The following is a 25,574-nucleotide window of genomic DNA, read 5'->3' as shown; positions in this document are numbered from 1 at the left end:
ATGTCCGAATCCGCCATCGTGCTCGGCGCGAACCAGTACGGCAAGGCCGAGGTCCGCGTCGTCAAGGTCGCGCGCGAGAGCGCTCGTCATGAGATCGACGACCTGAACGTGACCTCGCAGCTGCGCGGCGACTTCGCCGCCGCCCACCTCGTGGGCGACAACGCGCACGTCGTGCCGACCGACACCCAGAAGAACACGATCTTCGCGTTCGCGCGCGACGGCATCGGCTCGCCCGAGGCGTTCCTCCTGCGACTCGCCGATCACTTCGTCTCGTCGTTCGAATGGGTCACCGGCGGCCGCTGGGCGGCCGAGCGCTTCGCCTGGCAGCGCATCATGGTCGGCGGCGCCCCGCACGACCACGCGTTCGTGCGGTCGGGTCACGAGGTGCGCACCGCCGTCGTCGTCGCGGACGGCGCCGAACGGCACGTCATCGCCGGGCTCCGCGATCTCACGGTCATGAAGTCCACCGGCTCCGGCTTCGAGGCCTACCCGCACGACCGGTACACGACCCTCGCCGAGACCCACGACCGCATCCTGGCGACGGATGTCTCGGCACGCTGGCGCTACGCGCGCGCCGACGCCGCCGCCGACTTCGACGCACGGTACGAGAGCGTGCGGACGCTGCTGCTCGAGGCCTTCGCCGAGGGGTATTCGCCCGGGCTGCAGGCCACGCTGTTCGCCATGGGGCGGCGGGTGCTCGAGGCGCACGACGACGTCGCCGAGATCCGCTTCTCGATGCCGAACAACCACCACTTCGCGGTCGATCTCTCGCCCTTCGGACTCGACAACCCGAACGAGGTGTTCCACGCCGCCGACCGGCCCTACGGGCTCATCGAGGCCGCCGTCGTCCGGGAGGGTGCGGAGAGCCCGCGCGCGGCCTGGGACGGAATCGCCGGCTTCTGCTGACCGGCGCCGCCGGCGCCCGCCACGCGCCGACGCCCGCCGACGCCCCGCCGTCGCCTCCCACCCGCCACCTCTGCCGTCCCCCCTCCCCGCCGTCGGGAGGAACTTCCGGCCACCGGTCGGCGTGTCGCAGGGCGACACGCCGCAGGCCGATCGATTCCTCCTCCCGTGCGAGCACGACTGTGCGCAACTGCTCCTCCCGAAGCCATCCGTCGGGCCGTTCCTCCCCGGATCCGGCCGACCAGCCCGGGCTCGCGCCTCGGATTCGCGAGTCTCACCGCATGCCCCGACTGTTCGACGAGCTCTCACGGCTCGGCCACGTCGCCCGAGCCGGCACCCTGATCGCCCGAGGCGTCGACCGAAGGCAGATCTCGCGCGCGGTCGCATGTGGAGCCGTGATCCGGCCCCGACGTGATTGGATCGCCGCTCCGTCGGCCGACCGCGAGCAGCTTGCGGCGGTCGCGACCGGCGCGGCGATCGGCTGCGTCTCGGCCCTGCGACGGCTCGGGGTCTGGGCCGGCGAGGATGACGTGCTGCACCTGCATGCATCGCCGTCCGCGGGGCACGTCCATCCCGCGTCGTGGTCCGACCGGGGTGGTGCGTCGATGGCGTGGCATCCGCTCGCCACCCACCACCGCCGGCGAGCAGACGGAGTCCGAGTCGCCGTGGCGGGCGCGCCGCGCGTGCACTGGGCGCCCGACCCGGCTCCGGAGCGGGCGTTCGACTGGATCGTCTCGCCGGAGGCCGCGCTGGCGCGCGCGGTGCGATGCCTCCCCGGGGAGCATGCACGAGCGGCCATCGACTCGGTCCTGCACGAGCGCGTGCTGACCCGTCTCGGGGTCGAGGCCGTCCTGGCGGGCGTCGCGACGACGCGCGTGCTCGTCGACGAGTACACGGGGAGGCTCGAGTCGGGAGTGGAGAGCCTCTTCGTCCGAAGGCTCGTCGATGCGGGCCATTCGGTGGTGCCGCAGGTGCGCTTCGCGAACCTCGGCCGGTTCGACGGGCTGATCGATGGCGTGGTGCTCTTCGAGATCGACGGACGCGCCCATCACTCGGGTCCGGAGGAGTTCCATCGGGACCGGGATCGGACCCTGGTCGGTCAGGCGTTCGGCGTTCCCGTGGTCCGGCCGAGTGCCCGGCACGTGCTCGAGGACTGGCCGACGGTGATCGCGGCCGTCGCACGCGCAGTGGCGGATGCCGCGCTGGTCCGCGCCTCGCGCGGCCTGCCCCCGGCGTTCGGCTGACGTCGGCGGCCCGTGCCCCACATCCGGCATCGTGCCCGCGTCTCGCCGTCGTCATCGGTGCGCGCCGGTCTCGTTCGGGAGGAAGAACGACGGGACACGCCGTTGCGACGACTCGACACGCCGCACCGGAATCGGGAGTTCCTCCCGAAGGCATCGGCCTCCGCCGGCGCGACGACGGACGTCCGCTCAATTATCCATCTGGACAATTGAGCGGATCGCGGCTAGCGTACCCAGCATGCGAATCCTCCTCATCGGCGCGGGGGGCGTGGGCGATGCCATCGCCAAGATCGCCGCTCGCCGCGACTTCTTCGAGCTCCTCGTCGTGAGCGACTACGACGAATCCCGGGCCCGCCGCACGGTCGACTGGATCGCCGCGAAGCACGGCGACGACGTCGCGGCACGGTTCGCCACCGCGCAGGTGGATGCGAGCGACCCCGAGGTCGTGGCATCCGTCGCCCGCGAGCACGGCGCCACCCACGTGATGAACGCCGTCGAGCCCAAGTTCGTGCCGCCGATCTTCCGCGGCGCGCTCGCCGCCGGCGCCGACTACCTCGACATGGCCATGAGCCTGTCCGAACCGCACCCGACCGACCCGTACGCCGAGTCCGGCGTGAAGCTCGGCGACGACCAGTTCGCGCAGGCCGACGACTGGGAGACGGCGGGGCGCCTCGCGCTCGTCGGCATGGGCGTCGAGCCCGGGCTCTCCGACGTCTTCGCGCGCTACGCGGCCGACCACCTCTTCAGCGAGATCGACGAGCTCGGCACGCGCGACGGCGCGAACCTCGTGGTGCGCGACGAGGCGGGCAACGAGATCTTCGCGCCCTCGTTCTCCATCTGGACCACGATCGAGGAATGCCTGAACCCGCCCGTCGTGTGGGAGCGGGACCGGGGCTGGTACACGACGCCCCCGTTCAGCGAGCCCGAGGTGTTCGAGTTCCCCGAGGGCATCGGCCCGGTCGAGTGCGTGAACGTCGAGCACGAGGAGGTGCTCCTCATGCCGCGCTGGGTCGACGCGAAGCGCGTGACGTTCAAGTACGGCCTCGGCGACGAGTTCATCACCGTGCTGAAGACGCTGCACCTGCTCGGGCTCGACTCGACGACGCCGATCCGCGTGCGCAGCGCGAACGGACCGGTCGAGGTCGCTCCGCGCGATGTCGTGGCCGCGGCCCTGCCCGACCCCGCGACGATCGGCCCGCGGATGACCGGCAAGACCTGCGCCGGCCTCTGGGTGACCGGCCGTGGGGCCGACGGCGAGCCGCGCGAGGTGTACCTCTACCACGTGAGCGACAACGAGTGGACGATGCGAGAGTACGAGGCGCAGTGCGTCGTCTGGCAGACCGCGCTCAACCCGGTGATCGCGCTCGAGCTGCTCGCCACCGGTGTCTGGTCGGGCCGCGGCGTCCTCGGCCCGGAGGCGTTCGACGCGGCGCCGTTCCTCGACCTGATGGCCCGCGCCGAGGCCGAGGGCGGCTACGGGCAGCCCTGGGGCATGGAGGATCGCCTGGCCCGCTGACGCGCCCCTGCCTCGCCTCGGGCGGGGCGCGCGGCCCGCGCGGCCCCGCGCCATCCGCTCGAGGCCCGCTTCTGCGGTGGAGTGCCGATCGAACCCGGCCTCGACCGCGGAAACGGCCCTCGAACAGCGCGGCACGGAGCGCCGGCCGAGCGGCTCGCGCACGCGGTAGGGTCCGAACCATGACGGATGCCGCGACCCTCGCCCGCGCGCACGCGCTCGCCGACGAGGAGGACCGGCGTGCCGGCGTCGTCACGCGCGAGGCGCGGCCCGACGAACTCGCCGGCGCGCTCGCGCGCTTCGACGCGACCTGGGGAGTCGGCCGAACGGTCGACCTGGCATCGCTGAAGGCGATCGCGCATGCCGGCAACACGGTGCTCGTCGCGGTTCCGTCGCCGACCGGTGCGGATGCCGCCGAGGGACCTGATCCCACCGCCGTCCCGCCGCTCGGCGCGGCGCTGGGCTTCCTCGGCTGGGACGGCGGCCTGCATGTGCACTCGCACATGAACGCCGTCGACCCTGCGGCGCGGGGGCGGGGGATCGGCGTCGCGCTGAAGCTGCGGCAGCGCGCGATCTGCCTCGACCACGGCATCGACGAGGTGCGTTGGACCTACGACCCCCTGATCCGCCGCAACGCGCGCATGAACCTGGTGCGCCTCGGCGCCGAGGTCGCGGCGTACCGCCCGGACTTCTACGGGGAGCTCCGCGACGCGATCTCCGGGGGCGACCGGAGCGATCGGTTCGAGGTGCGCTGGCGCCTCGCGTCGTCACGCGTGGCGAGGGCCCTCGAGCGGATGCCGCAACCGGCCTGGCACGCCGAGGGCGGCCTGACGCTCGTGTCGGACTTCGAGGCGGTCCGCGCGGCCGACCCCGTGGCCGCACGCGCGCTGCGCGACGCGTCGCGCGAGGCGTTCGCCGCGCTCGACGATGCTCGCCTCCGCCCCGAACTCGACGCGAACGGCGACTACGTGTTCACGACCGACGACCCGGATCGCGCGGCCTGATCGGCTGCCCGCGCCTCGACGGCACCCGGCGCCTCGACGGCACCCGGCGTCTCGACCGCACCCGTCGACTCGCGCGCGACGATCCGGAAGTCCGGCTTGACCTGCCGCGGCTGACGCCGTTCCCCCTTCTCGGCGATGCGCTCGACGAGCAGTTCGACCGCGTACTCGGCGATCTCATCCCGGCCGGGATCGACGCTCGACATCGAGGGCACCGAGAATCGCGACTCGTCGATGTCGTCGAAGCCGATGACCGCGACATCGTCCGGGACGCGGATGCCCGCCTCGCCCAGTGCCCGGAGCACGCCGAGGCCGAGGGTGTCGTTGAGCGCGAACACCGCGTCGAACGAGACGCCCTCCTCGAGCATCCGTCGGACAGCCCTCGCCCCGGTCTCCCGGTTCCACGGCTCCGCGACGCGGATCAGCTCCGGCACCTCAGGGATGCCCGCAGCTGCCAGTGCCTGGCGATATCCGTCCAGGCGAAGCGTCCCCGAACTCGCGTCGGCGTCTCCCGCGCTCGGAGCCCCGATCAGCGCGATACGAGTGCGGCCGAGGCCGAGCAGGTGCTCGACGGCGGCACGTGCCGAGGAGGTGTTGTGCATCGTCACGTGGTCCGTGGGGCCCCCGAAGATGCGCTCGCCGAGGAGCACCAGCGGAATCCGGACGTCGAGCGCGTCGGCATCGCCCTGGCCCAGGCTCACGGGGCTGAAGAGCAGGCCATCGGTGAGGTGCAGCCGGCCGCCGCTGAGCGATTGCAGCTCCTTGGTGCGGTCGCCGTTCGTCTGCTCGATCAGCACGCTGAGGCCCCGGCGCTCGGCGGCGCGGATGACCGCATCCGCAAGCTCGGCGAAGTAGTTCTCCCGAAGGGACGGCACGGCGAGGCCGATCACGCCGGTCTTCCCCGATCTGAGCCCCCGGGCCGACACGTTCGGCCGGTAATCCAGTTCGCGGATGGCGGCGAGGACACGGTCACGCGTCTCGCGCCGGACGTGGGGATAGTCGTGGACGACGTTGGAGACGGTCTTGATGGAGACGCCTGCCGCACGCGCGACGTCATGCAGCGTGGCCCCCATGCGTCCCAGCCCTCCTCGCACCTCAGCCGCCACTGTACCCCAGCGGCCCAGCGGCCCAGCGGCCCAGCGGCCCAGCGGCCCAGCAGCCCAGCGGGACCGGCGGCGCCGCCGCCCGCCCCGCAGCCGATCGAGGCGACGCCGACGGCCGATCCCGACGCGCCTCAGGCGGGACTGCCCCCTCGATCCACGGTCAGGGTGTAGTCGGCGGGTCCGGCGACCGTCAGCGCCACCGTGCCGGACTCGTCGCCGACGGTGACGCGGTAGTCGCCGAGGAAGCCCGACACCTCGACCATGCCCTGTTCGTCGGTGCGCGCCTCGGTCGGTGGGAGCCACCACTCGCCCTTGATCAGGCCGCGCAGCGCTGCGAACGACGGCTTGGGCGATCCATCCGCGCGGACCAGCCCGCCCGGGGCACCGAGCCACGACCCGTTGTCGGTGAGGCCCCAGTAGGTGATCGATCGCACCGCCGGATGCCCGACGAGCGAGCGGTAGTGCCTCGTGATCTCACTCGCCTGCTGCTCCTCGCCCTCCGGCGTCGACGGCCATTCGGAGACCCGGTAGTCGTTGAGATCGGTGATGTGCGGCGGCATCCGCCGCCCGGAGAGCAGCGTGGACTCGGTCATGTGGATCGGCAGGCCGAAGCGAGCGAACCTGTCGACGATGGCGAGGATCTCGTCCTCGCCACGGTAGCCCTGGTGCATGTGGGTCTGCAGCCCCAGCGCGTCGATCGTGATTCCCGCCTCGAGCACGCCCTCGATGAGGCATTCGTACGCCGATGAGAGGTCCCAGTCGTTGAGCAGCAGGACGGCGTTCGGATTGGAGGCCCGTGCCTCCTCGAAGGCCATCCGGACCATCGCGATCCGCCCCCGATCGAATGCGAGCCGGGTGATGCCGTTCTCCTCGCGGTCGAAGACCGGCATGATGACGACCTCGTTGATCGCGTCCCATGTGTCGATCAGGCCCGCGAACTCGGTCACGTCGCGCCGGATGCGGTGCCGTTGGGCCGCTTCGACCTCGTCCAGCGACAGGTCGAGGAGCCACGGCGCCGTGACCGTGTGCCAGACGAGCGGATGACCCTTGACCGCGACGTCGCGGTCACGGAACCACTGGGCCGTCCTGCGCAGGCGCTCAGTGTCCGGACGGCCGCGCACGGGCTCGAAGCGTCCCCAGTAGAAGGGCAGCGTCGCCGTGTTGAACAGTTCCAGCCACTGCTCGGCGAGCGACTCGAGCTGGTCGATGCTCGCCCCGCCGAACGTCTCGACGCGGGTGGCGGACGCGTCGGGCACGACCTCCCGGTTGGCCAGGGGGATGAAGTCGAACCCGATGTTGCCGAATCCGAACGCGTGCCGGACCTGCTCGACCCCGACCTCGGTCGATGCGAGCGGCGACCCGTCGGCGTTGCGCACGAGGATGCGCGCGTGCGCGCGACGGTGGGCCGGCGCGGTGCGGGCGAGGCTGTTGATGACGACCATGGTGGTTCCCTCGGAGAGCTGATGTCGCGGGTCACGCGGTGGGAGTCGCTGTGAGACGCGGGCTGCCCGACGTGCTCGGGATCGCCGCGTGCATCAGTGCGACTCGCGCGCCACGTCGGGGCCGGTGGCGCCGACCAGGAAGTCCAGGTCGGCGCCCGTGTCCGCCTGCAGCACATGGTCGACGTACAGCTTCTCCCAGCCGCGGACCGGCGCCGCGAATGCGTCTGACGTGGCGTCGGGCACTCGGCGACGTTGCAGTTCCTCGTCCGGGACCAGCAGCTCGAGGCGCCGGCCGCGGACGTCGAGCAGGATCTCGTCGCCGTCCTGCACCAGCCCGAGCGGGCCGCCGGCCGCCGCCTCCGGGGTCACGTGCAGCACGACCGTCCCATATGCCGTGCCGCTCATGCGACCGTCGCAGATGCGAACCATGTCGCGTACCCCGTGCCGGAGGAGCTTCTGCGGGAGCGGCATGTTCGCCACCTCGGGCATGCCCGGATAGCCCCGGGGTCCGCAGCCGCGCAGGACCAGCACGGAGGAGGCGTCGACGTCCAGGTCCGGGTCGTCGATGCGGGCGTGCATGTCCTCGACCGAGTCGAAGACGACCGCGCGGCCCTGGTGCCTGAGCAGCTCGGTGCTCGCGGCGGCGGGCTTGATGATCGCACCGGTCGGCGCGAGGTTGCCGCGCAGCACCGCGATCCCGGCGGCGTCGAGCAGCGGTGCGGTCCGCGGCGCGATGACGTCGGCGTCCCAGATCTCCTGGTCGTCGAGGTAGTCGACGAGGGGGCGACCTGTCACGGTGATCGCGGTGGGGTCGAGCAGGTCGCGCACCTGGTCGAGCACGGCGAGCAGGCCGCCCGCGCGGAAGAGGTCCTCCATCAGGTAGCGACCCGCGGGCTGCAGGTTGACCAGCAGGGGGACGTCAGCGGCGATCCGGTCGAAGTCGTCGAGGGTGAGCTCGATGCCGAGCCGCCCTGCGATGGCGAGCAGGTGGACGACCGCGTTCGTCGAGCCGCCGATCGCGGCGAGCGTGACGATCGCGTTGTGGAACGATGCCGCCGTGATGGTCCTGCTGGGGGTGCGCCCCTGGGCGATCATCTCCACGATGAGCCTGCCGGTCTCGTGCGCGCCCTCGAGCAGCCTGCTGTCGGGGGCGGGCGTGCCCGCGATGCCCGGCATGGTGGCGCCGAGCGCCTCGGCGAGCAGCCCCATCGTCGAGGCGGTGCCCATCGTGTTGCAGTGGCCACGGCTGCGGATCATGGACGACTCGGAGCGGTTGAACAGCTTCGCGGACAGGGTGCCGGCGCGCACCTCTTCGCTGAGCTTCCAGACGTCGGTGCCGCAGCCGAGGGGCACGCCGCGGAAGGTGCCGTTCAGCATCGGACCTCCGGGGACGACGACGGCCGGGATGTCGACCGACGCGGCCGCCATGAGCAAGGACGGGATGGTCTTGTCGCAGCCGCCCAGCAGCACGACCCCGTCGATGGGGTTGGCGCGCAGCATCTCCTCGATCGCCATCGCCGCCATGTTGCGCCACAGCATGGCGGTCGGCCGTACCTGCGTCTCGCCGAGCGAGACGACGGGCAGGTTGAGCGGGATGCCGCCGGCCTCGTAGACGCCCAGCTTGACGCTCTCGGCGACCTCGTCGAGGTGCGAGTTGCATGGGGTCAGGTCCGACGCGGTGTTCGCGATCGCGATCTGCGGGCGATCGAAGGCGTCGGAGGGGACTCCCCGTCGCATCCATGCCCGGTGCAGGTACGCATTGCGGTCGTCGCCGCCGTACCACTGCGAACTGCGCTGTTCGTTCATCGCATCCAATGCTCAGCCGAGCGGGATCCGTCGGGCCCCGATGTGGTGGTCAGGCTAGCCAACCGCGTGAACGCGTCGCAACTATGCCTCGTCACTCCGAAACTGTTTCGGCGGCTGCGGAGGCCGCCATGGCGACGGAGTCGGCGGCGAGTGCGGACATCAGGGCGCGGACACCGAACGTCCAGGGCTCCAGCTGCTCGCTGATCCCGACGGTGTTCACGAGCGCCCCGAGGGCGGGACTCCAGATGGTGACCCGATCGCCGATGCGGTGGGTGAAACCCTGCCCCGCCTCGCCGCGGTCCTGCACCGGCGCGAACAGCGTGCCGGTGAACAGCACGAAGCCGTCGGGGTACTGGTGGTGGTCGCCGGATGCCGCGGCGACGAGTTCCTCGAACGGGCGGCTGATCCGTTCCAGCGCGTTCGTCCCGTCGAGCACGAAGCCGTCAACGCCCTCGACCCGCAGGCCGATCGTCTCGGTGCGCAGGCGATCGAGGTCGAAGCGCTCGTCGAACAGCCTCAGGAACGGTCCGACCGCGCAGGAGGCGTTGTTGTCCTTGGCCGTGCCGAGGAGCAGCGCGCTGCGCCCCTCGATGTCGCGCAGGTTCACGTCGTTGCCGAGCGTGGCGGCGACCGGTTCGCCACGCGAGTCCATGACGAGGACGAGCTCGGGCTCCGGGTTGTTCCACCTCGACTCGGCCCGCACGCCGACTTCGGCGCCGAATCCGACCGAGGACAGCACGGGCGCCTTGGTGAACACCTCGGGATCGGGGCCGATGCCCACCTCGAGGTACTGCGACCAGAGGCCTTCCGCGATGAGCGACTCCTTGAGCGCCAGGGCCTCGGGCGAGCCGGGCCGTACCCGCTGGAGGCCGGAACCGAGCGACGCGCCGACCCGCTCGCGGATCGCGACCGCCAGGTCGCGGTCGCCGCCGGCGCGTTCCTCGATGACCCGCTCGAGCAGGGAGTCGGCGAAGGTGACGCCGCACGCCTTGACGACCTGCAGGTCGATCGGGGCGAGCAGCCTCGGTCGGGACGGATCCCGTTCGAGTGACGCGCGGAACACCTCGGCAGACGGCCACGAGCGCGCCGCGGGATCCACGCCTGCGAGCGCCGCCGGCAGATCGTCGATGTCGAGCAGCTCCGAGACCGTCGCCGCGACGGACGACAGGTCGATGAGGGTGTCGCCCCGCAGTCGGGCGACGACGGGCGCCGCCCGCTCCGGGTCGGCGACGCGGGCGATCAGGATCGCGTCCTCGGCGTCGACGGGCACGAAACCCGGGATCGATCGCGTCGTTTCCGTCGTGGTCATGTGTGCCTCCTCCTGGCCGCGGCGGGCGCCCTGCTCGAAACACTGGCATACTCGCCCGAAACATCCGAGGGGAGCGGGAGATACGGGATGCAGGCCGAGCAGATCACCGAGCGCGTCGCCCACCACGGCGAGGGCGCGTTCTGGGACGAGAGGGCGAGTCTCCTGCGATTCGTCGACATGCTGGCCGGCGACGTCGTCACCCTGCTCCCGACCGGTGCCGTCACCCGGCGCCACCTCGGTGATGTGGCGGCGGTGATCCGGCACCGGTCCGGCGGCGGCTACCTCGTCGCGGGCGAGCGCGAGATCCTGCTCCTCGACGATCACTGGGAGCTCGAGCACTCGATCCGCGTCCTCGACGGTCCCGAGGCGCGGCTGAACGAGGGCGGCTGCGACGCAGCCGGCCGCTTCTACATCGGCTCGATGGCGTACGACATGGCGGCCGACGCGGGCGCGCTGTACCGCCTCGATCCGGACGGCGGACTCCACACGGCGCTGCCGGCCGTGACGATCCCGAACGGGCTCGTCTGGTCTGCGGACGGCGCGCGGGCGTTCCACAACGACACCGGCACGGCGACGATCACCGCCTATCGTGCCGACCCCGACGGACGGCTCCTCGATCCGCGGGTGCTCGTCCGATTCGATTCCGGCGGGGGCGCTCCCGACGGCATGGCGATCGACGCCGAGGGCGGCCTCTGGGTTGCGCTCTGGGGTGGAGGAGCGGTGCACCGGTACTCTCCGCAGGGCGCACTCGAGGAGGTGGTCGACGTGCCCGGAGCCGGCAACGTCACCTCCTGCGCCTTCGGCGGCGACGACCGGCGGACCCTCTTCATCACGACCTCGCGGCAGGACGTCGATCCGGCCGCGGACCCGGCGGCCGGAGCGCTGTTCGCCGTCAGCGCCCCCGTCGCCGGCGCCGCCCTGGACGGGTACGGCGGATGACCCGCCTCACCGGTTCCGCGGCTGCTCGCCGCCGGAGCGGAGCGTTGCAGCAGGGGTCTCGGACCGCGCGCCCCTGGCACGTCGCTGCTGCGCACGGGTGAGCGGTGATGCGCCGCTAGATTGGGCGTGAAATGTTTCGAGAAGGGCGACCACCGTATGGCGGCGACTCGGAAGCGCACGACGCTGCGTGAGGTCGCGGCACTCGCGGGAGTGTCGCAGGCGACCGCGTCGAAGGTGCTGAACGGACGCGGCGACGTCGCGCCGCACACGCGTGAGCGGGTGCTCGAGGTGATGAAGGCGCAGCGCTACGTCAGGACCGGGAGCAGGGCCGCCCCGGAGACGGCGCCGCCGCTCGTCGCCGTGTTCGACAGCCTGAGGTCCCAGTACGCGACGCTGGTCCTGCAGGGGATCGTGTCCGCCGCCGCGGAGCGGGCGACCGATGTCGTCGTGCGTCTCGAGCCCACGGGCTTCCACGCGCTCAGCGACCGGGCGATACGCGCCTGGATGGACTCGATCCCCGGCGCCGGCGGCATCATCGCCGTGACGTCGGTGATGGCCCGCTCACTGCTCGACGGCGCGGCGCGGCGGAAGATCCCGCTGGTGTCGATCGATCCCGTCGACGGCTTCGACGAGAGCATCGTGAGCATCGGCTCGACCGACTGGGCGGGAGCGCGGTCGGTGACGGAGCACCTCCTCGCCCTCGGCCACCGGCACATCGCCTGGATCGGCGGACCGCGCGGGTCGGCGCCGACGATCGAGCGGTTCCACGGCTACACGACGGCGCTCGCCGTGGCCGGCATCGCGGAGGATCCCGCGCTCCAGCGCAACGGCCCGTACACGTTCGACTCGGGAGCGACCCTTGCCGGGGAGCTGCTGGACTCGGGCGTCGAAGTCACCGCGATCGTCGGCGGAAGCGACGCGATCGCGTTCGGGGCGATGTCCGCAGCGCGGCGGCGGGGGATCACGGTGCCGGCGGATCTGTCGGTGACGGGCTTCGACGACGTGCCGCAGGCGGAGTGGGTCACGCCGACCCTCACGTCGGTGCGGGCGCCGCTGGAAGGCATCGGTCGGATGGCGGTCGAGACGGTGACCGGGATCGCCGCCGGACGCCAGCCCCTCTCGCACCACATCCAGCTCTCGACGAATCTCATCGTCCGCGAGTCGACGGCCCCGCCTCCGGGGCACTGAGCGACGTCGCGACGACGTCCAGCTCCGCCCGATCGATCGGGAACGCGACGCCGATCCGCGACCGGCCCGCCCTGAAGGCGCCGCCCGGACCTGTGGCTCCCGGCGCATCCGGGAAGTTCCGACGATTTCCTTGACAACTTCCGCCGGGGAGGCGGATACTCTCTCCAACGTTGTATATACAACGTTGTATATCCCGGCGGACACCCGGCTGACGCCGCCCGATTTGCAGCTGATCGGGTCGTTCCGCGCTTGGGAATGCACCGACAAGGATGTCCACGCTTCCGAAGGGAACCCCAGTGAAGACCAAGCAACTCATGGCGGCCACGGCGACGCTCGTGCTCGCGGGCACGCTCACCGCCTGCGCGCCGGGCGACGACAACGCCAACGACGACGCCAATTGCACCAACACCATCCCGAAGGCCGACCTCCCCATCGTGACGATGTGGGCGTGGTACCCGAACATGGAGCTCGTCGTCGACAACTTCAACGAGCAGAACGACGAGGTCCAGGTCTGCTGGACGAACGCGGGTGCCGGCGGCGACGAGTACGACAAGTTCCAGACGGCGATCTCCGCGGGCAGCGGGGCTCCCGACGTGGTCATGCTCGAAGCGGACCGGATCCCGACGTTCCAGGCACAGGGCGCGCTCGTGGAACTCAACGATCTCGGCTATGAGGACGTCGAGGCGAACTTCAGCGAGGGTGCCTGGAAGGACGTCTCCGTCGGCGACGGCGTCTTCGGCGCCCCGGTCGACGGTGGACCCATGGCCATGATCTACCGCAAGGACATCTTCGACGAGTACGGCATCACGCCTCCGACCACGTGGGCCGAGTACGAGGCGGCGGCGCAGACGGTGAAGGATGCCGGCGGCCCGTTCTTCGGCGACCTCGGTGCCAACGTCCCCGCGGTGATGATGGCGCTGCAGTACCAGAACGGTGCGCAGCCCTTCACGTACGACGCGGCATCGCCCGAGAACATGGGCATCGACCTCAACGACGACGCTTCGAAGGAGGTGCTCGACTACTGGGCCGGGCTCGCCTCGAAGGGCCTGGTCGGCACGCAGGACCAGTTCACGCCCGAGTACATCTCAGGGGTGATCGGCGGCGACTACGCGACCTATCTCTCGGCCGCCTGGGCGCCGGGCTACCTGCAGGGCGCAGGGGTCGGCGAAGGCGCCGACGCGGGCGTGTGGGCGACCGCGCCGCTTCCGCAGTGGGATCCGGGCAACCCGGTCTCGGTGAACTGGGGCGGCTCCGCCTTCTCGGTGACCACGCAGGCGAACGACCCGGAGCTCGCGGCCAAGGTCGCGTTCGGGGTCTACGCGGACGACGCGTCGCTGGAGGACGGTTGGCGGAACCAGATCATCTTCCCGCTCAACGTCAACGTGCTGGAGGACCCTGCGTTCCTGGACTACGAGGTGCCCTTCTTCGACGGCCAGCAAGCGAACAAGGAGGTGTACGTACCGGCGGCCAACGCCTACACGGGCATGACCTACACGCCGATCGGACAGTACTACTACTCCGCCTTCACGGAGCAGATCGCCGCCATCAACGAGGGCTCCGCCAGCGGGTCCGAGGCAGCGGACGCGCTCCAAGACGACGTCGTCGGCTATGCGACCGAACAGGGCTACACCGTCGAGTGAGGTGAGCCTCGCGGGCCGGTCCGCAGTGCGGGCCGGCCCGCCTCCGTCCGTCACCTCACCTGATCCGGAGCGAATCCCATGACCGTCGACCTCATCGAAGAGACCGCCGACACTCCAGCACCGACTCCCCGACGCTCGCGCACGAAGCGCGACGTCCGCCGCAACCTCACCGGGTGGGCCTTCATCGCCCCATTCGCGATCGTCTTCGTGGCGTTCCTCATCGCGCCGCTGCTGTACGCCCTGTACCTCAGCCTCTTCCAGAGATCGATCGTCGGAGGGACGCGCTTCGTCCTCTTCGGGAACTACCTCAAGGCGTTCAGCGATCCCAGCTTCCTCGACGGCGTCTGGTTCGTGATCAGCTTCTCGATCATCCTCATTCCCCTGCAGATGGCGGTCTCCCTCGCGATCGCCCTCATCCTCGACGTGGTCACGACGTCCTTCGCGCGGTTCTCGAGGCTGATGATCTTCCTGCCCTACGCGATTCCGGCCGTGATCGGCGCGCTGATGTGGGGCTTCCTGTACAGCAGGAACTTCGGTCCCATCGCGGACTTCTTCGAAGCGTTCGGAGCCACCGGACCGGATCTCCTCAGCTCGAACCTGATCTTCTACGGTCTGCTCAACATCGTCACGTGGCAGTGGGCCGGCTACTACATGATCATCCTCTACGCCGCGTTGCAGGGGATCGACCCCACCCTCTACGAGGCGGCTCGCATCGACGGGGCTTCGCAGTGGCAGATGATCCTCCGGATCAAGATCCCGTTGGTCGCACCGGCGCTCGTCCTGATCCTCGTGTTCGCCCTCATCGGAACCCTGCAGTTCTTCAACGAACCGAAGATCCTCCAGCAACTCGCGGCCGGGGCGATCCCCGACGACTTCACGCCCAACATGTACGCGTACCAGCAGGCGTTCACGCTGGCGAACTACAACTACGGCTCGGCCATCTCGTTCGCACTCGGCGCCGTCGTCTTCATCTGCGTGTACATCTTCCTGTTCGCCACCCGCAAGCGAGGGAGCTTCCTCTCATGAGCGTCAGCATCACTCGCGGCTCGCGCCGGCAGTCGCGCTACATCTCGCTCCAGGTCGTACTCGGCGTCCTGATGGTCTACTTCCTCGTCCCCTTCTGGTGGGTCGTGGTGAACAGCTCGAAGACCTCCGCCGGATTGTTCGGAGGCGGGAGCGCCCTCTGGTTCGCGGAGGACATCGACTATCTCGGGAACCTCACGCAGCTCTTCACCTACGGCGGCGGCATCTACGTCCGATGGCTGCTCAACTCGGCGATGTACGCGATCGTCGGTGGGATCGGCGCCACCGCGCTGGCCGTGCTCGCCGGCTACGGCTTCGCCAAGTTCCGGTTCGCGGGCCGGCGGTTCGGCTTCGCAGTGCTCCTGGGCGCGGTCATGGTGCCGGCGACGGCGCTCGTCATCCCGACCTTCGTCCTCTTCTCGCTGGCCGGCATCACGAACACCGTCTGGGCGGTCATCCTGCCCACGCTCCTCAACCCGTTCGGGGTGTACCTGATGAGCGTCTACGCCCGCGATGCAGTGCCCGACGAGCTCCTCGACGCCGCTCGCGTCGATGGTGCCGGAGAGGTCCGCGTCTTCCTCCAGGTGGCGCTTCCGATGCTCCGTCCGGCGATCGTGACCGTGCTGCTGCTGTCGGTCGTCTCATCGTGGAACAACTACTTCCTGCCGCTCGCGATGCTGTCGGACAACCGCCTCTACCCGGTGACGGTCGGCATCGGACTCTGGCAGGCGACGGCATCGACGTACGGCGCCGCGGGCGGAGAGAGCCTGTGGAGCATCATCATCCTCGGCTCGCTGGTGTCGGTGATCCCCCTGATCATCGCCTTCCTCACGTTGCAGAGGTACTGGCAGGGCGGACTCTCCATCGGAAGCCTCAAGTGACCGACGGGCGACCGCAGGCGATCCCTCCGCAACACGCATCACACGACAGGCGAATGAGGAACATGAAACGAGCACATCTCACCATCGACCCGCACTTCGTCGTCGGGCCGGTCAGTCGCCGGCTCTTCGGCTCCTTCGTGGAGCACCTGGGCCGGTGCGTGTACGACGGCATCTACGAACCGGGTCATCCGAGCGCGGACGAGGAGGGCCACCGCACCGACGTGATCGAGCTGGTGCGCGAGCTCGGGGTCTCGACCATCCGGTATCCGGGAGGGAACTTCGTCTCCGGTTATCGCTGGGAGGACGGCGTCGGGCCGCGCGATGCGCGGCCGCGGCGACTCGATCTCGCCTGGCACTCGACGGAGACCAACGAGGTCGGCCTCGACGAGTTCGCCTCCTGGCTGCGCAAGGTCGACAGCGACCTGATGTACGCCGTCAACCTCGGGACGCGGGGGATCCAGGAGGCGCTCGACGTGCTCGAGTACGCGAACATCCGTTCGGGCACGGCGCTGAGCGATCGACGTGTCGCCAATGGGACGCCGGAACCCCACGACATCCGGATGTGGTGCCTCGGCAACGAGATGGACGGGCCGTGGCAGCTCGGCCACGGCACGGCCGAGGAGTACGGGCGACTGGCGTCGAAGACCGCGCGCGCGATGCGGCAGATCGACCCCGACCTGGAACTCGTCGCCTGCGGGAGCTCGAGCGCGCACATGCCGACCTTCGGGCAGTGGGAGCGCGTGGTGCTCGAGGAGACCTACGACGACGTCGACTACATCTCATGCCACGCCTACTACGAGCCGAAGCAGGGCGACTACGGGAGCTTCCTCGCGTCGGCCGTCGACATGGACCGGTTCATCGACTCGGTCGCGGCCACGGCCGACCACGTCAAGGCGGTGCGCGGCAGCGAGAAGACCATGTACATCTCGTTCGACGAGTGGAACGTCTGGTACCAGTCGCGGTACAACGAGGTCGACCGGATCACGGACGTGCACGACTGGCCGGTCGCGCCGCGCCTGCTCGAGGACCACTACTCCGTGGTCGACGCGGTGGTCTTCGGCAGCCTGCTGATCTCGCTCATCCGCCATGCCGACCGGGTCACGTCGGCGTCGCTCGCACAGCTGGTCAACGTGATCGCGCCGATCATGACCGAGCCCGACGGCCCCGCCTGGCGGCAGACGACCTTCTTCCCCTTCTCCGTGACGTCCGCCCTTGCGAAGGGCGTCACGCTCGAGCTCAGGCTCGACTGCCCGACGTACGCGACGGCGCTCTACGGCGACGTGCCGCTCGTGGACGCGGTCGCGACGCACGATGCGGAGACGGGCGACACGGCGGTGTTCCTGGTCAACCGCAGCCTCGACGAGGAGGTCTCGCTCGAGATCGACACGAGCATCCTGGGCGACGTCGCCGTTCGCTCGTTCCGCACCCTGCACGACGAGGACATGCATGCGGTCAACACCCTCTCGGCGCAGGACCGCGTCGGCCTGCACGACAACGATTCGGCCCGGGCGACCGAGGGGGTGGTGACCGTGACGCTGCCGCCCGTCTCATGGTCGGCGCTCACGCTCGCATGAGCGCCGGAGCCATCCTGCGCGTCGACGGGACGCGCATCGTGTCCGGCGAGACGCCGGTCGTGCTCACCGGCCTCGGACTGGGCGGCTGGATGAACATGGAGAACTTCATCACCGGCTACCCCGCCACCGAGGCGCAGCAGCGGCGTGCCCTGCGCCGCGTCCTCGGCGACGAGGGGTACGGGAGATTCTTCGACCGGTTCCTCTCGGTGTTCTTCACCGACGAGGATGCCGCGTTCCTGCAGCGCCTCGGCCTGAATTCGGTGCGCGTGCCCTTCAACTACCGGCACTTCGAGGATGACGACGCGCCCTTCGTCATCAAGGAGGAGGGTTTCCGGCTGCTGGACTCGGTCGTCGACGCCTGCGCCAGGCACGGGATCTACACGATCCTCGACCTCCATGCCCTTCCCGGCGCACAGAACCAGCACTGGCACAGTGACAACCCCACGCAATGGGCGCACTTCTGGAGCCAGCGGCAGTTCCAGGACCGGGTCGTGAACCTCTGGGAGCACATCGCGGAGCACTATCGCGACAATCCCTGGGTCGCCGGGTACAACCCGGTCAACGAACCCGCCGACGCCCACGGCACCGCCATCCGTCCGTTCTACGAACGCCTCGAGGGTGCGATCCGCGCGGTCGATCCCGATCACATCCTGTTCCTGGACGGCAACCGGTACTCGACCCAGTTCGACCAGCTCGGCGACCCGATGCCGAACTGCGTGTACACCGCGCACGACTACGCGCTCCCGGGGTTCGTCGACGGAGGGCCGTACCCGGGGGTCAGTCGCGGGCGCTTCGTGGATCGGGACGGGGTCGAGGAGACCTTCCTCGAGCGCACCGCCTACATGCGGGAGACCGGGACGCCGATCTGGGTCGGCGAGTTCGGGCCGGTGTACACCGGCGACCCCGAGCGCGACGCCCAGCGCTCGCGGCTCCTTGAGGACCAGCTCGAGATCTACGAGCGGCACGGGGCGAGCTGGGCCCTGTGGACCTACAAGGACATCGGGCTCCAGGGCCTCGTGCACGCGGACCCCGAGTCGCCGTACGTCCGCCGCATCGCGCCCGTGCTGGCGAAGAAGGCACGGCTGGGCGTCGACTCGTGGGGATCGACCGACGAGGGCGTCCGGCACGTCCTCGAGCCGATCGAGGAACTGTTCAGGACGGAGTTCCCCGACTTCCACCCGTATCCGTGGGGGGCGCGGCGATGGATCCACGGCCATGTCCGACACGTGATGCTCGCGGAGGCGATGGTCGACGAGTTCGCCCGGACCTTCGAGGGCGTCTCGCCCGACGAGGCCGAACGGCTCGCGGACGCCTTCTCCTTCGCCTCGGTCCGCGTACGCGAACCGCTCGCCGCGATCCTCGGTCGCGCCGCCACTCGGCGGTGACGCGCGTGCGCCCCCGGCGATCGCTCGTGACGCGGGGGCGCGAGCGATCGTCCCCTCCGGCAGCCGGGGACGGCAGATGACGGGTGACGCGCGGGTCACGCTCGCATCCGTGGCCGCGGAGGCAGGGGTGTCCCTCACCACGATCTCGAAGGTGCTCAACGGCCACCCCGACGTGGCGCCGGCGACCCGCGCGCGAGTCGAGGAACTCCTCCGCGGCAGCGGATACCGCCGGCGGGGGAGCGGCCGGCGCAGCAGGTCGGTGGAGCTCGTCCTGCCCGACCTCCACGGTCCGCTGGCACTCGAGGTGATCGACGGCGTGCGCGAGGCGGCCGTCGCGTCGGGGCACTCGCTGACGCTCACCGTCGGGAGCGGGAGCATTCCCGACGATTCCTGGCTGGATGCCGTGCTGGAGCGCCGGCCCGCGGCCGTGATCGTCTACGCCGGCGTCGCCGCGGCGGTTCGCGAGACACTCGGGTCGCGCGGCATCCCCGTCGTGGTGGTCGAGCCTGCGGACGCGGCGGACCCTTCCGTCCCCGCGATCGGTGTCGCGCACTGGTCGGCGGCGGTCACGGCGGCTCGTCACCTGATCGATCTCGGCCATCGCCGCGTCGCAGCGATCAGCGGACCCGTGGAGGTGGCGGGATCCCACGCCCGCCTCGACGGGTACCGGTCCGCGATGCACCTGGCCGGGCTGACGGTCCCCGACGGCTGGGACCGGTTCGAGGAGTTGGACGCCCGGGCCGGAGAGCGGGCCGCGCTCGACCTGCTGCGCTCGCGCAATCCGCCCACCGCGATCCTGGCGGGGAGCGACATGCAGGCGCTCGGGGTCCTGAACGCGGCACGTGTCGCCGGTCTGCGCATCCCCGACGACCTCTCCCTCGTGGGATACGACGATCAGCCGGTCTCGAGCTCGTCGTCGCCGCGGCTCACGACCGTGCACCAGCCGCTGCGCGAGCTGGGGATCGCCGCGGCACGCCTGGCGCTCCGGCTCCAGGATCAGGAGGGAGGCGAGCCCACACGGCTCGACCTCGCGGCCACGCTCGTCCTGCGCGACTCCACGGCACCCCCCGCGCGGTCCGAACACGACGGCGGGACGCCCGAGCCCCGGCGGAACCACGGTCGCCGGGGCACGGGAGTGCGTGCGCCGTTCGATGACAGGATGGGCCACGACGTGTCGAGGAGGACCATGGAACGCAATTGGGCCGGCAACCTCGAGTACCGCGCGGCGCGCATCGCGCACCCTGCGTCGATCGACGAGCTGCGTGGCGCGCTCGCCGGCGACGGGCCGGTCCGGGTGCTCGGCACCCGGCACTCGTTCAACGACCTGGCGGACACCGACGGCACGCTCATCGCGACGGACCGGCTGCCGGGAGAGGTCCACGCGGGCAGTGCGCAGGGTGCCGTGCGCGTCAGCGGCGGGCTGCGCTACGGCGACCTCGCGCCTCGCCTCCAGGAGCGGGGGCTGGCGCTCGCGAACCTCGCCTCGCTGCCGCACATCTCGGTCGCGGGCGCCGTCGCGACCGGCACCCACGGCTCCGGCGATCGGATCGGCTCGCTCGCGAGCGCGGTCCGCGCGATCGAGTTCCTGACGCCCGCCGGCGAGACGCGAGCGCTCGCCCGGGGCGACGCCGACTTCGACGGCGCCGTCGTCCACCTCGGCGCGCTCGGGGTCGTCACGGCGGTCGAGCTCGACGTGGAGCCGACGTACGAGGTCGCCCAGACCGTGTACGAGGGGCCGCGGTGGGACGCGATCCTCGCCGATCTCGACGCCGTGACCTCCGTTGGCACGAGCGTCAGCATCTTCACCCGGTGGTCGAGCGGCACGGCGGCCGACCAGCTCTGGGTGAAGCAGCGGCTGCCGGGCGACGCGGATGGCGCGGCGCGGCGTGACGCTCTCGTGGAGCGCCTGGGCGCGCGGCCGGCGACGGTGCCGCGGCATCCGATCCTCGGCATGCCCGCCGACGCGTGCACCGCGCAGCTCGGGCGGCCCGGACCCTGGTTCGAGCGGCTGCCGCACTTCCGCCTCGACTTCACGCCATCGGCCGGCGAGGAACTGCAGTCGGAGTACCTCGTGCCCCGCGGCGACGCGGTCGCCGCGCTCGAGACGCTGCGGTCGCTGGCCGGGCGGATCGCTCCGCTGCTCCAGGTGTGCGAGGTGCGCACGGTGCGCGCCGACGAACTGTGGCTGAGTCCCGCGTACCGCACCGACGTCGTGGCCCTGCACTTCACGTGGGTGCGCGACCAGCCCGCCGTGGAAGCCCTGCTCCCGGCGATCGAGGCCGCCCTGCCGTCGACCGCGCGCCCCCATTGGGGCAAGCTCTTCACCCTCCCGGCCGAGGAGCTGCGCCGTCGCTACTCGCGCTTCGACGACTTCGCCGTCCTGCGGGACCGATTCGACCCGAGCGGGCGCCTCCGCAACGGATTCCTCGCACGCGTCGGCCTCTGAGGAGCGACCCCGACGATCGACCCTGCGGCGAGTGGACGCGTTGCGAGAGGATGAGGGCGCGGCGATCCGACCGGGAGGCACGATGAACGACACCCCGCCACGCATCGAGGCGATCGAACTGCACCGCCTGGAGGTGCCGCTCGTCCGCCCGTTCGAGACCTCGTTCGGCCGCGAGACGGCTCGCGAGGTGCTGCTGGTGCACGTGCGCACCGATCGGGGTGACGGCTGGGGGGAGTGCGTCGCAGGTCGGGACCCGTTCTACTCGGGCGAGTACGTCGACGGCGCGGCATCCGTCATCGAGCACTACCTCGCGCCGGCACTGCTGCGTGCGCCCGTGCCGAGGGTCGTCGACGACGGGCACGTGAGCGGGGTGCTCATCGAGGACCCCGCGCACGCGACCGGCATCTGGGTCGACGATCGCGAGCAGGGCGGTGCCTCCGGGAACGGCGCGGAGGGCGGTGCGGCGGCATCGATCGCGAGCGTGCCGCTCGCGGCATCCGTCGCCCCGGCCCTGTCGTTCGTCGCGGGGCACCGCATGGCGAAGGGCGCCCTCGAGGCCGCCGTCCTCGATGCCGAGCTCCGCGCCCAGGGCCGCTCGATGGGGGAGTGCTTCGGCGCGGTGCGCGACTGGGTCGACTGCGGCGTCTCGGTGGGCATCGCGCCCACCCTCGAGGAACTGCTCGACGAGGTGACCGGCTACCTCGAGGCGGGCTACCGTCGCATCAAGCTGAAGATCAAGCCCGGCTGGGACCTCGTGCCGGTCGCCGCGGTGCGGGAGCTCATCGGTCGAGACGCGATGCTCCAGGTCGATGCGAACACCGCCTACACGGCCGACGACATCCCCCTGCTCGCGAGCCTCGACCCGTTCGACCTGCTGCTCATCGAGCAGCCGTTCGCCGAGGAGGACCTCGCGACGCACGTGCGCCTCGCGGAAGCGGCCGCGACCCCCGTGTGCCTCGACGAGTCGATCCTCGACGTCACGACCGCGGTCGACGCGATCGAGCGCGGCGCGACGAGCATCGTGAACATCAAGCCCGGTCGCATGGGCGGGTTCCTCGAGGCGCTGCGGGTGCACGACGCGTGCCGGGCGCGCGAGGTGCCGGTGTGGTGCGGGGGCATGCTCGAGACGGGCGTCGGTCGGGCCGCCAACGTCGCGATCGCGGCCCTTCCGGGCTTCGTCCTGCCGGGCGACACGTCGGCGTCGGGTCGCTACTTCGCGGAGGACCTCACCGAGCCGTTCGTGCTCGGCGCGGGCGAGCACCGCGGGCAGATGCGCGTGCCGGATGCCGCGGGCACGGGCGTGACGGTGCGCGACGACCTGGTGCGCGACTGGGCGTCCCGGCCGGCGGTGACCATCGGCGCATGACGCCGGGGCCGTCCCGACCGGCGTGAGCCATGCGGGTCGCCCCGCGTGCTCAGGCCCTCCGGACCGCCGCCCGATCCGGCTCGGGCGCGAGCACCGGCAGCGCGAGCCCGCCGAGCGCCGAGCCGAGTCCGCCCCAGACGAGGTCGCCGATCGTGTCGCGGTAGTCGACGTAGATGCCGTCGTCGATGAAGGTCTTGCCGAACCACTCGAACACCTCCCAGATCACGCCCAGCCCGAGACCGAACGCCGTGGTGACGAGCACCGCCGCGACCACGGGTCGGGGGAGTCGGAGCGGGTCGGCGATGAGTCGGAGTCGCGCGAACAGCAGGACCGCGACCACGGCGGCGAGTCCGTTCATGAGGAAGTGCATCGGGATGTCCCACCAGCGGACGCTGACGTAGAGGTCGGTCACGCTGCTCCAGACGGACACGAGCGCGATGACGCCGAAGGCGATGTCGAGTCCCGGCCGGACGTGCAGGAGCCGGGGGACCACCATGCACGCGGCGACGAAGGCGAGGCTGACGAGCCCCAGCGGGCCCCAGCCGATGCCCGCGATCGGGATGCAGACGAGTGCGATGAGCCGCAGCATGTCGGCCGCGATCTCGCCGGGGCCGTCGGCACGTCGGGTCAGTCCGCCCCAGATGCTCCGCATCACCCTGCCTCCTCGCGGCCGGCGGCCGCCTCGTCGTTCGACCGGTGCCGCAGCACCGCCTGCACGGGTTCGTGGTCGGATGCCGCGCGCCCCTCGAACCTCGCCGCGTTGATGCCGGCGTGCGTCACCTCGGCGGCGCCGCCGACGAGGATCAGGTCGATGCGGCGTCCGCCGCGTCGTCGCGGACCGTAGTTCGAGAACGTGCCCCACTCGGGCGTGAGCTGCTCGCCCGTGGCGTCCCACGCGTCGCGGAGGACGCCGTCGCCGGTCAGTCGGCGGTGCACGGCCGATCGCTCGTCGGCGTTGAAGTCGCCGGTGACGACGATCGCGGCCTCGGGCTCGTCGAGGTGGGCGGCATGGGCGAGGCCGGCGATCATGCGCGCCGACTGCAGCCGCGATCGGCGCGAGAGGTGGTCGAGGTGGGTGTTGAAGACGTGCAGGCGTCCGCCGGTCGCGCGGTCGGTGAACTCCGCGGAGACCACGACGCGGCGCGTGAGGTTGCCCCAGGATCGGGAGCCGTGCTCACCGGGCGTTGCGGAGAGCGCGAGCTGCCGCCACTCCGTGAGCTCGAGGCGAGCGTCGTCGTAGTAGACGGGGCAGGCCTCGCCGTGCCCGCCGGGATCGCGCCCGGTGCCCACCCACCGGTGGCTCCCGCCGAGCGCGTCGGCGACGACCTCGACCTGCTCGTCGAGCGCCTCCTGCACCCCGAGCACGGTCGGCCGCTCGGCGGCGAGGAGGCGGCGCACGAGCGGCTTCCGGGTCGCCCAGCGGTCGGGGCTCCCCGGACGGTTCCGCGGCATGCGTCGCCGGATGTTGAACGACATCACGTGCAGGTCGGGGGCCTCGACCGGACCGATGAGCGGCTCGTCCGTCATCATGGGCCCAGCGTAACGCCCGGCGCGCACCCGATCGGGTCGTTCAGCCCAGCAGCTGACGGCGCGCCTCGGGGTAGCCGAGCACGTTCGGCTCGGTCTCGAGGGCGGAGCGGGAGAACAGGTCCGTGGGGCACCATCCGGTGACCGCCCCGATCGCGAGGAACGTCGCGCAGATGCCTGCGGGGATCGCGCACCACAGGTTCTCGAGGTTGGATGCCGCGAACGCGGCGAGGAACACCGCGATGACGCCGCGGAGCACCCGTTCACCGCGGCTCACCGCGCAGGAGCGCGAGGTGAGCGCGCGGACGACGCGGTTCACGCCTGGGCTGCGGCGGCGGCCTGCTGCTCGGCGAGCTGGCGGCGCACGTCGTCCATGTCGAGCGCCTTGGTGCCCTCGATGACCTGCTCGAGCTGGGCGCCGTTCAGCGCGCCCGGCTGCGCGAAGACGATGATGCCCTCGCGGAACACGACGAGCGTGGGGATCGACGTGATGCGGAAGCCCGCGGCGAGGGCCTGCTCGGCCTCGGTGTCGACCTTGCCGAAGACGACATCGGCGTGCTGCTCCGACGCCGACTCGAAGATCGGGGCGAACATGCGGCACGGGCCGCACCATTCCGCCCAGAAGTCGAGGAGCACGATGTCGTTGTCCTTGATGGTCGACTCGATCGTGTCGTGGGTGATGTTCACGGAAGCCATGCCCCGATTCTAGCATGAGATACCCCTGGGGTATTATCTACTCCATGCAGACCACGATCACCCGCTCATCGGGCGCCCCGGCGACCCGCTCCGTCCCCTCCACCCGCCGCGCTCGCGGCCTGCGCGCCGGCCTGGTCGCCATCGCCGGCGCGACCGCGCTCGCCCTCAGCGGCTGCGCGTCGCCCGAGCCCATCGAGCTCGGTGCCGACACCGTCGTCGTCGACGTCCGCACCCCCGCCGAGTACGCCGCGGGCCACCTCGACGGCGCCGTCAACCTCGACCTCACCTCGGGGCAGCTCGCCGCCGAGATCCCGGCACTCGACGCAGAGGGCGACTACGTCGTCTACTGCAAGTCGGGCAACCGCTCTGCCCAGGCCACCGCGCTCATGGAGGACGCCGGCCTCGACGTGACCGACGCCGGTTCGATGCAGCAGGCCGCGGATGCCACGGGGCTGCCGATCGTTCAGTGAGGCTGCGCGTCGCCGTCGACTCGATGTGCCTCACCTCGGCGGAACACCGGCGCGAGACGCTCCTCCGCCCTTGACAAGTTCCATGCAGACGGATGGAATGTTCACCAGAACTGAACGTCGA

At 71.0% G+C, this 25,574-nt stretch carries 22 protein-coding genes and 1 pseudogene; 15 read left to right on the top strand and 8 right to left on the bottom strand.

The features are described from left to right. The 4 genes from pucL (at position 1) to ACFVHK_RS15815 (ending at position 4,661) form a co-directional block, all read left to right on the top strand. Positions 1-906, top strand: coding sequence for a factor-independent urate hydroxylase (pucL, locus tag ACFVHK_RS15830; protein WP_376929661.1), 906 nt, complete (start codon positions 1-3; stop codon positions 904-906). A gap of 278 nt (positions 907-1,184) precedes the next feature. Continuing rightward, a complete protein-coding gene (locus ACFVHK_RS15825; protein ID WP_376929660.1) occupies positions 1,185-2,147 on the top strand; it encodes a hypothetical protein in 963 nt (320 codons plus the stop codon). A 235-nt stretch (positions 2,148-2,382) separates the two neighbouring features. Beyond that, positions 2,383-3,660, top strand: a complete 1,278-nt coding sequence (locus tag ACFVHK_RS15820; RefSeq protein WP_376929659.1) for a saccharopine dehydrogenase family protein — start codon at positions 2,383-2,385, stop codon at positions 3,658-3,660. Between the two features lie 179 nt (positions 3,661-3,839). Beyond that, complete coding sequence (locus tag ACFVHK_RS15815) at positions 3,840-4,661, top strand: hypothetical protein (RefSeq protein WP_376929658.1); 822 nt, start codon at positions 3,840-3,842, stop codon at positions 4,659-4,661. On the opposite strand, the gene ACFVHK_RS15810 is transcribed toward ACFVHK_RS15815, so the two are convergent. The 4 genes from ACFVHK_RS15810 to ACFVHK_RS15795 form a co-directional block, all read right to left on the bottom strand. Next, positions 4,622-5,731: a LacI family DNA-binding transcriptional regulator gene (locus ACFVHK_RS15810; protein ID WP_376929657.1), complete on the bottom strand. Its 1,110-nt coding sequence runs from the start codon at positions 5,729-5,731 to the stop codon at positions 4,622-4,624. The two genes, ACFVHK_RS15815 and ACFVHK_RS15810, sit on opposite strands and share 40 nt — an antisense overlap. 161 nt (positions 5,732-5,892) lie before the next feature. Beyond that, positions 5,893-7,203, bottom strand: coding sequence for an endo-1,4-beta-xylanase (locus ACFVHK_RS15805; RefSeq protein WP_376929656.1), 1,311 nt, complete (start codon positions 7,201-7,203; stop codon positions 5,893-5,895). A 93-nt stretch (positions 7,204-7,296) separates the two neighbouring features. Next, entirely contained in the window at positions 7,297-9,009 is a 1,713-nt protein-coding gene (locus tag ACFVHK_RS15800; RefSeq protein WP_376929655.1) for an IlvD/Edd family dehydratase, read from the bottom strand. A gap of 91 nt (positions 9,010-9,100) precedes the next feature. Continuing rightward, positions 9,101-10,318, bottom strand: coding sequence for a fumarylacetoacetate hydrolase family protein (locus ACFVHK_RS15795; protein WP_376929654.1), 1,218 nt, complete (start codon positions 10,316-10,318; stop codon positions 9,101-9,103). Positions 10,319-10,405: 87 nt separating this feature from the next. Between ACFVHK_RS15795 and ACFVHK_RS15790 the strand changes: the two genes are divergently transcribed. From ACFVHK_RS15790 to menC, 10 genes and pseudogenes are all read left to right on the top strand, one after another. Further along, the gene (locus ACFVHK_RS15790; RefSeq protein ID WP_376929653.1) at positions 10,406-11,257 is read left to right on the top strand and encodes an SMP-30/gluconolactonase/LRE family protein; all 852 of its coding nucleotides are present in this window, start codon (positions 10,406-10,408) and stop codon (positions 11,255-11,257) included. A 156-nt stretch (positions 11,258-11,413) separates the two neighbouring features. After that, positions 11,414-12,445, top strand: a complete 1,032-nt coding sequence (locus tag ACFVHK_RS15785) for a LacI family DNA-binding transcriptional regulator (RefSeq protein WP_376929652.1) — start codon at positions 11,414-11,416, stop codon at positions 12,443-12,445. Positions 12,446-12,741: 296 nt separating this feature from the next. Beyond that, positions 12,742-14,085 carry an ABC transporter substrate-binding protein gene (locus tag ACFVHK_RS15780; RefSeq protein WP_376929651.1) on the top strand — a complete coding sequence of 448 codons (1,344 nt, stop codon included), beginning with the start codon at positions 12,742-12,744 and terminating at the stop codon, positions 14,083-14,085. Positions 14,086-14,163: 78 nt separating this feature from the next. After that, entirely contained in the window at positions 14,164-15,111 is a 948-nt protein-coding gene (locus tag ACFVHK_RS15775; RefSeq protein ID WP_376929650.1) for a carbohydrate ABC transporter permease, read from the top strand. Further along, positions 15,108-15,989, top strand: a complete 882-nt coding sequence (locus ACFVHK_RS15770; protein WP_376929649.1) for a carbohydrate ABC transporter permease — start codon at positions 15,108-15,110, stop codon at positions 15,987-15,989. Before ACFVHK_RS15775 ends, ACFVHK_RS15770 begins: the two co-directional genes overlap by 4 nt. 62 nt (positions 15,990-16,051) lie before the next feature. After that, entirely contained in the window at positions 16,052-17,563 is a 1,512-nt protein-coding gene (gene arfA, locus ACFVHK_RS15765; RefSeq protein WP_376929648.1) for an arabinosylfuranosidase ArfA, read from the top strand. Beyond that, entirely contained in the window at positions 17,560-18,948 is a 1,389-nt protein-coding gene (locus ACFVHK_RS15760) for a glycoside hydrolase family 5 protein (RefSeq protein WP_376929647.1), read from the top strand. The genes arfA and ACFVHK_RS15760 overlap by 4 nt, the downstream gene beginning before the upstream one ends. A 76-nt stretch (positions 18,949-19,024) precedes the next feature. Next, positions 19,025-19,996, top strand: a pseudogene (locus ACFVHK_RS16995) (LacI family DNA-binding transcriptional regulator); the annotation flags it as partial. Positions 19,997-20,134: 138 nt separating this feature from the next. After that, positions 20,135-21,394: a D-arabinono-1,4-lactone oxidase gene (locus ACFVHK_RS16990; RefSeq protein WP_449224253.1), complete on the top strand. Its 1,260-nt coding sequence runs from the start codon at positions 20,135-20,137 to the stop codon at positions 21,392-21,394. A gap of 82 nt (positions 21,395-21,476) precedes the next feature. Continuing rightward, positions 21,477-22,760 (top strand): o-succinylbenzoate synthase, encoded by a 1,284-nt coding sequence (gene menC / locus ACFVHK_RS15750; protein WP_376929645.1) that lies wholly within the window; start codon positions 21,477-21,479, stop codon positions 22,758-22,760. 49 nt (positions 22,761-22,809) lie between these two features. On the opposite strand, the gene ACFVHK_RS15745 is transcribed toward menC, so the two are convergent. From ACFVHK_RS15745 to trxA, 4 genes are read right to left on the bottom strand one after another with little or no spacing between them, the layout of a single operon-like run. Further along, complete coding sequence (locus ACFVHK_RS15745) at positions 22,810-23,412, bottom strand: hypothetical protein (RefSeq protein WP_376929644.1); 603 nt, start codon at positions 23,410-23,412, stop codon at positions 22,810-22,812. Then, a complete protein-coding gene (locus ACFVHK_RS15740) occupies positions 23,412-24,290 on the bottom strand; it encodes an endonuclease/exonuclease/phosphatase family protein (protein WP_376929643.1) in 879 nt (292 codons plus the stop codon). The genes ACFVHK_RS15745 and ACFVHK_RS15740 overlap by 1 nt, the downstream gene beginning before the upstream one ends. A gap of 40 nt (positions 24,291-24,330) precedes the next feature. Further along, positions 24,331-24,606: a YgaP family membrane protein gene (locus tag ACFVHK_RS15735; RefSeq protein WP_129235774.1), complete on the bottom strand. Its 276-nt coding sequence runs from the start codon at positions 24,604-24,606 to the stop codon at positions 24,331-24,333. Continuing rightward, positions 24,603-24,983, bottom strand: a complete 381-nt coding sequence (trxA, locus tag ACFVHK_RS15730) for a thioredoxin (protein ID WP_129235775.1) — start codon at positions 24,981-24,983, stop codon at positions 24,603-24,605. The genes ACFVHK_RS15735 and trxA overlap by 4 nt, the downstream gene beginning before the upstream one ends. Before the next feature lie 44 nt (positions 24,984-25,027). On the opposite strand from trxA, the gene ACFVHK_RS15725 reads away from it, so the two are divergent. Continuing rightward, a complete protein-coding gene (locus ACFVHK_RS15725; protein ID WP_376929642.1) occupies positions 25,028-25,453 on the top strand; it encodes a rhodanese-like domain-containing protein in 426 nt (141 codons plus the stop codon). Positions 25,454-25,574 lie beyond the last annotated feature (121 nt).

The organism is Agromyces binzhouensis (genome assembly GCF_042672355.1).
Lineage (GTDB): Bacteria > Actinomycetota > Actinomycetes > Actinomycetales > Microbacteriaceae > Agromyces > Agromyces binzhouensis.
Note: the sequence above shows the minus strand (reverse complement) of the source record. Positions and strands in the feature narration are given on the sequence as shown.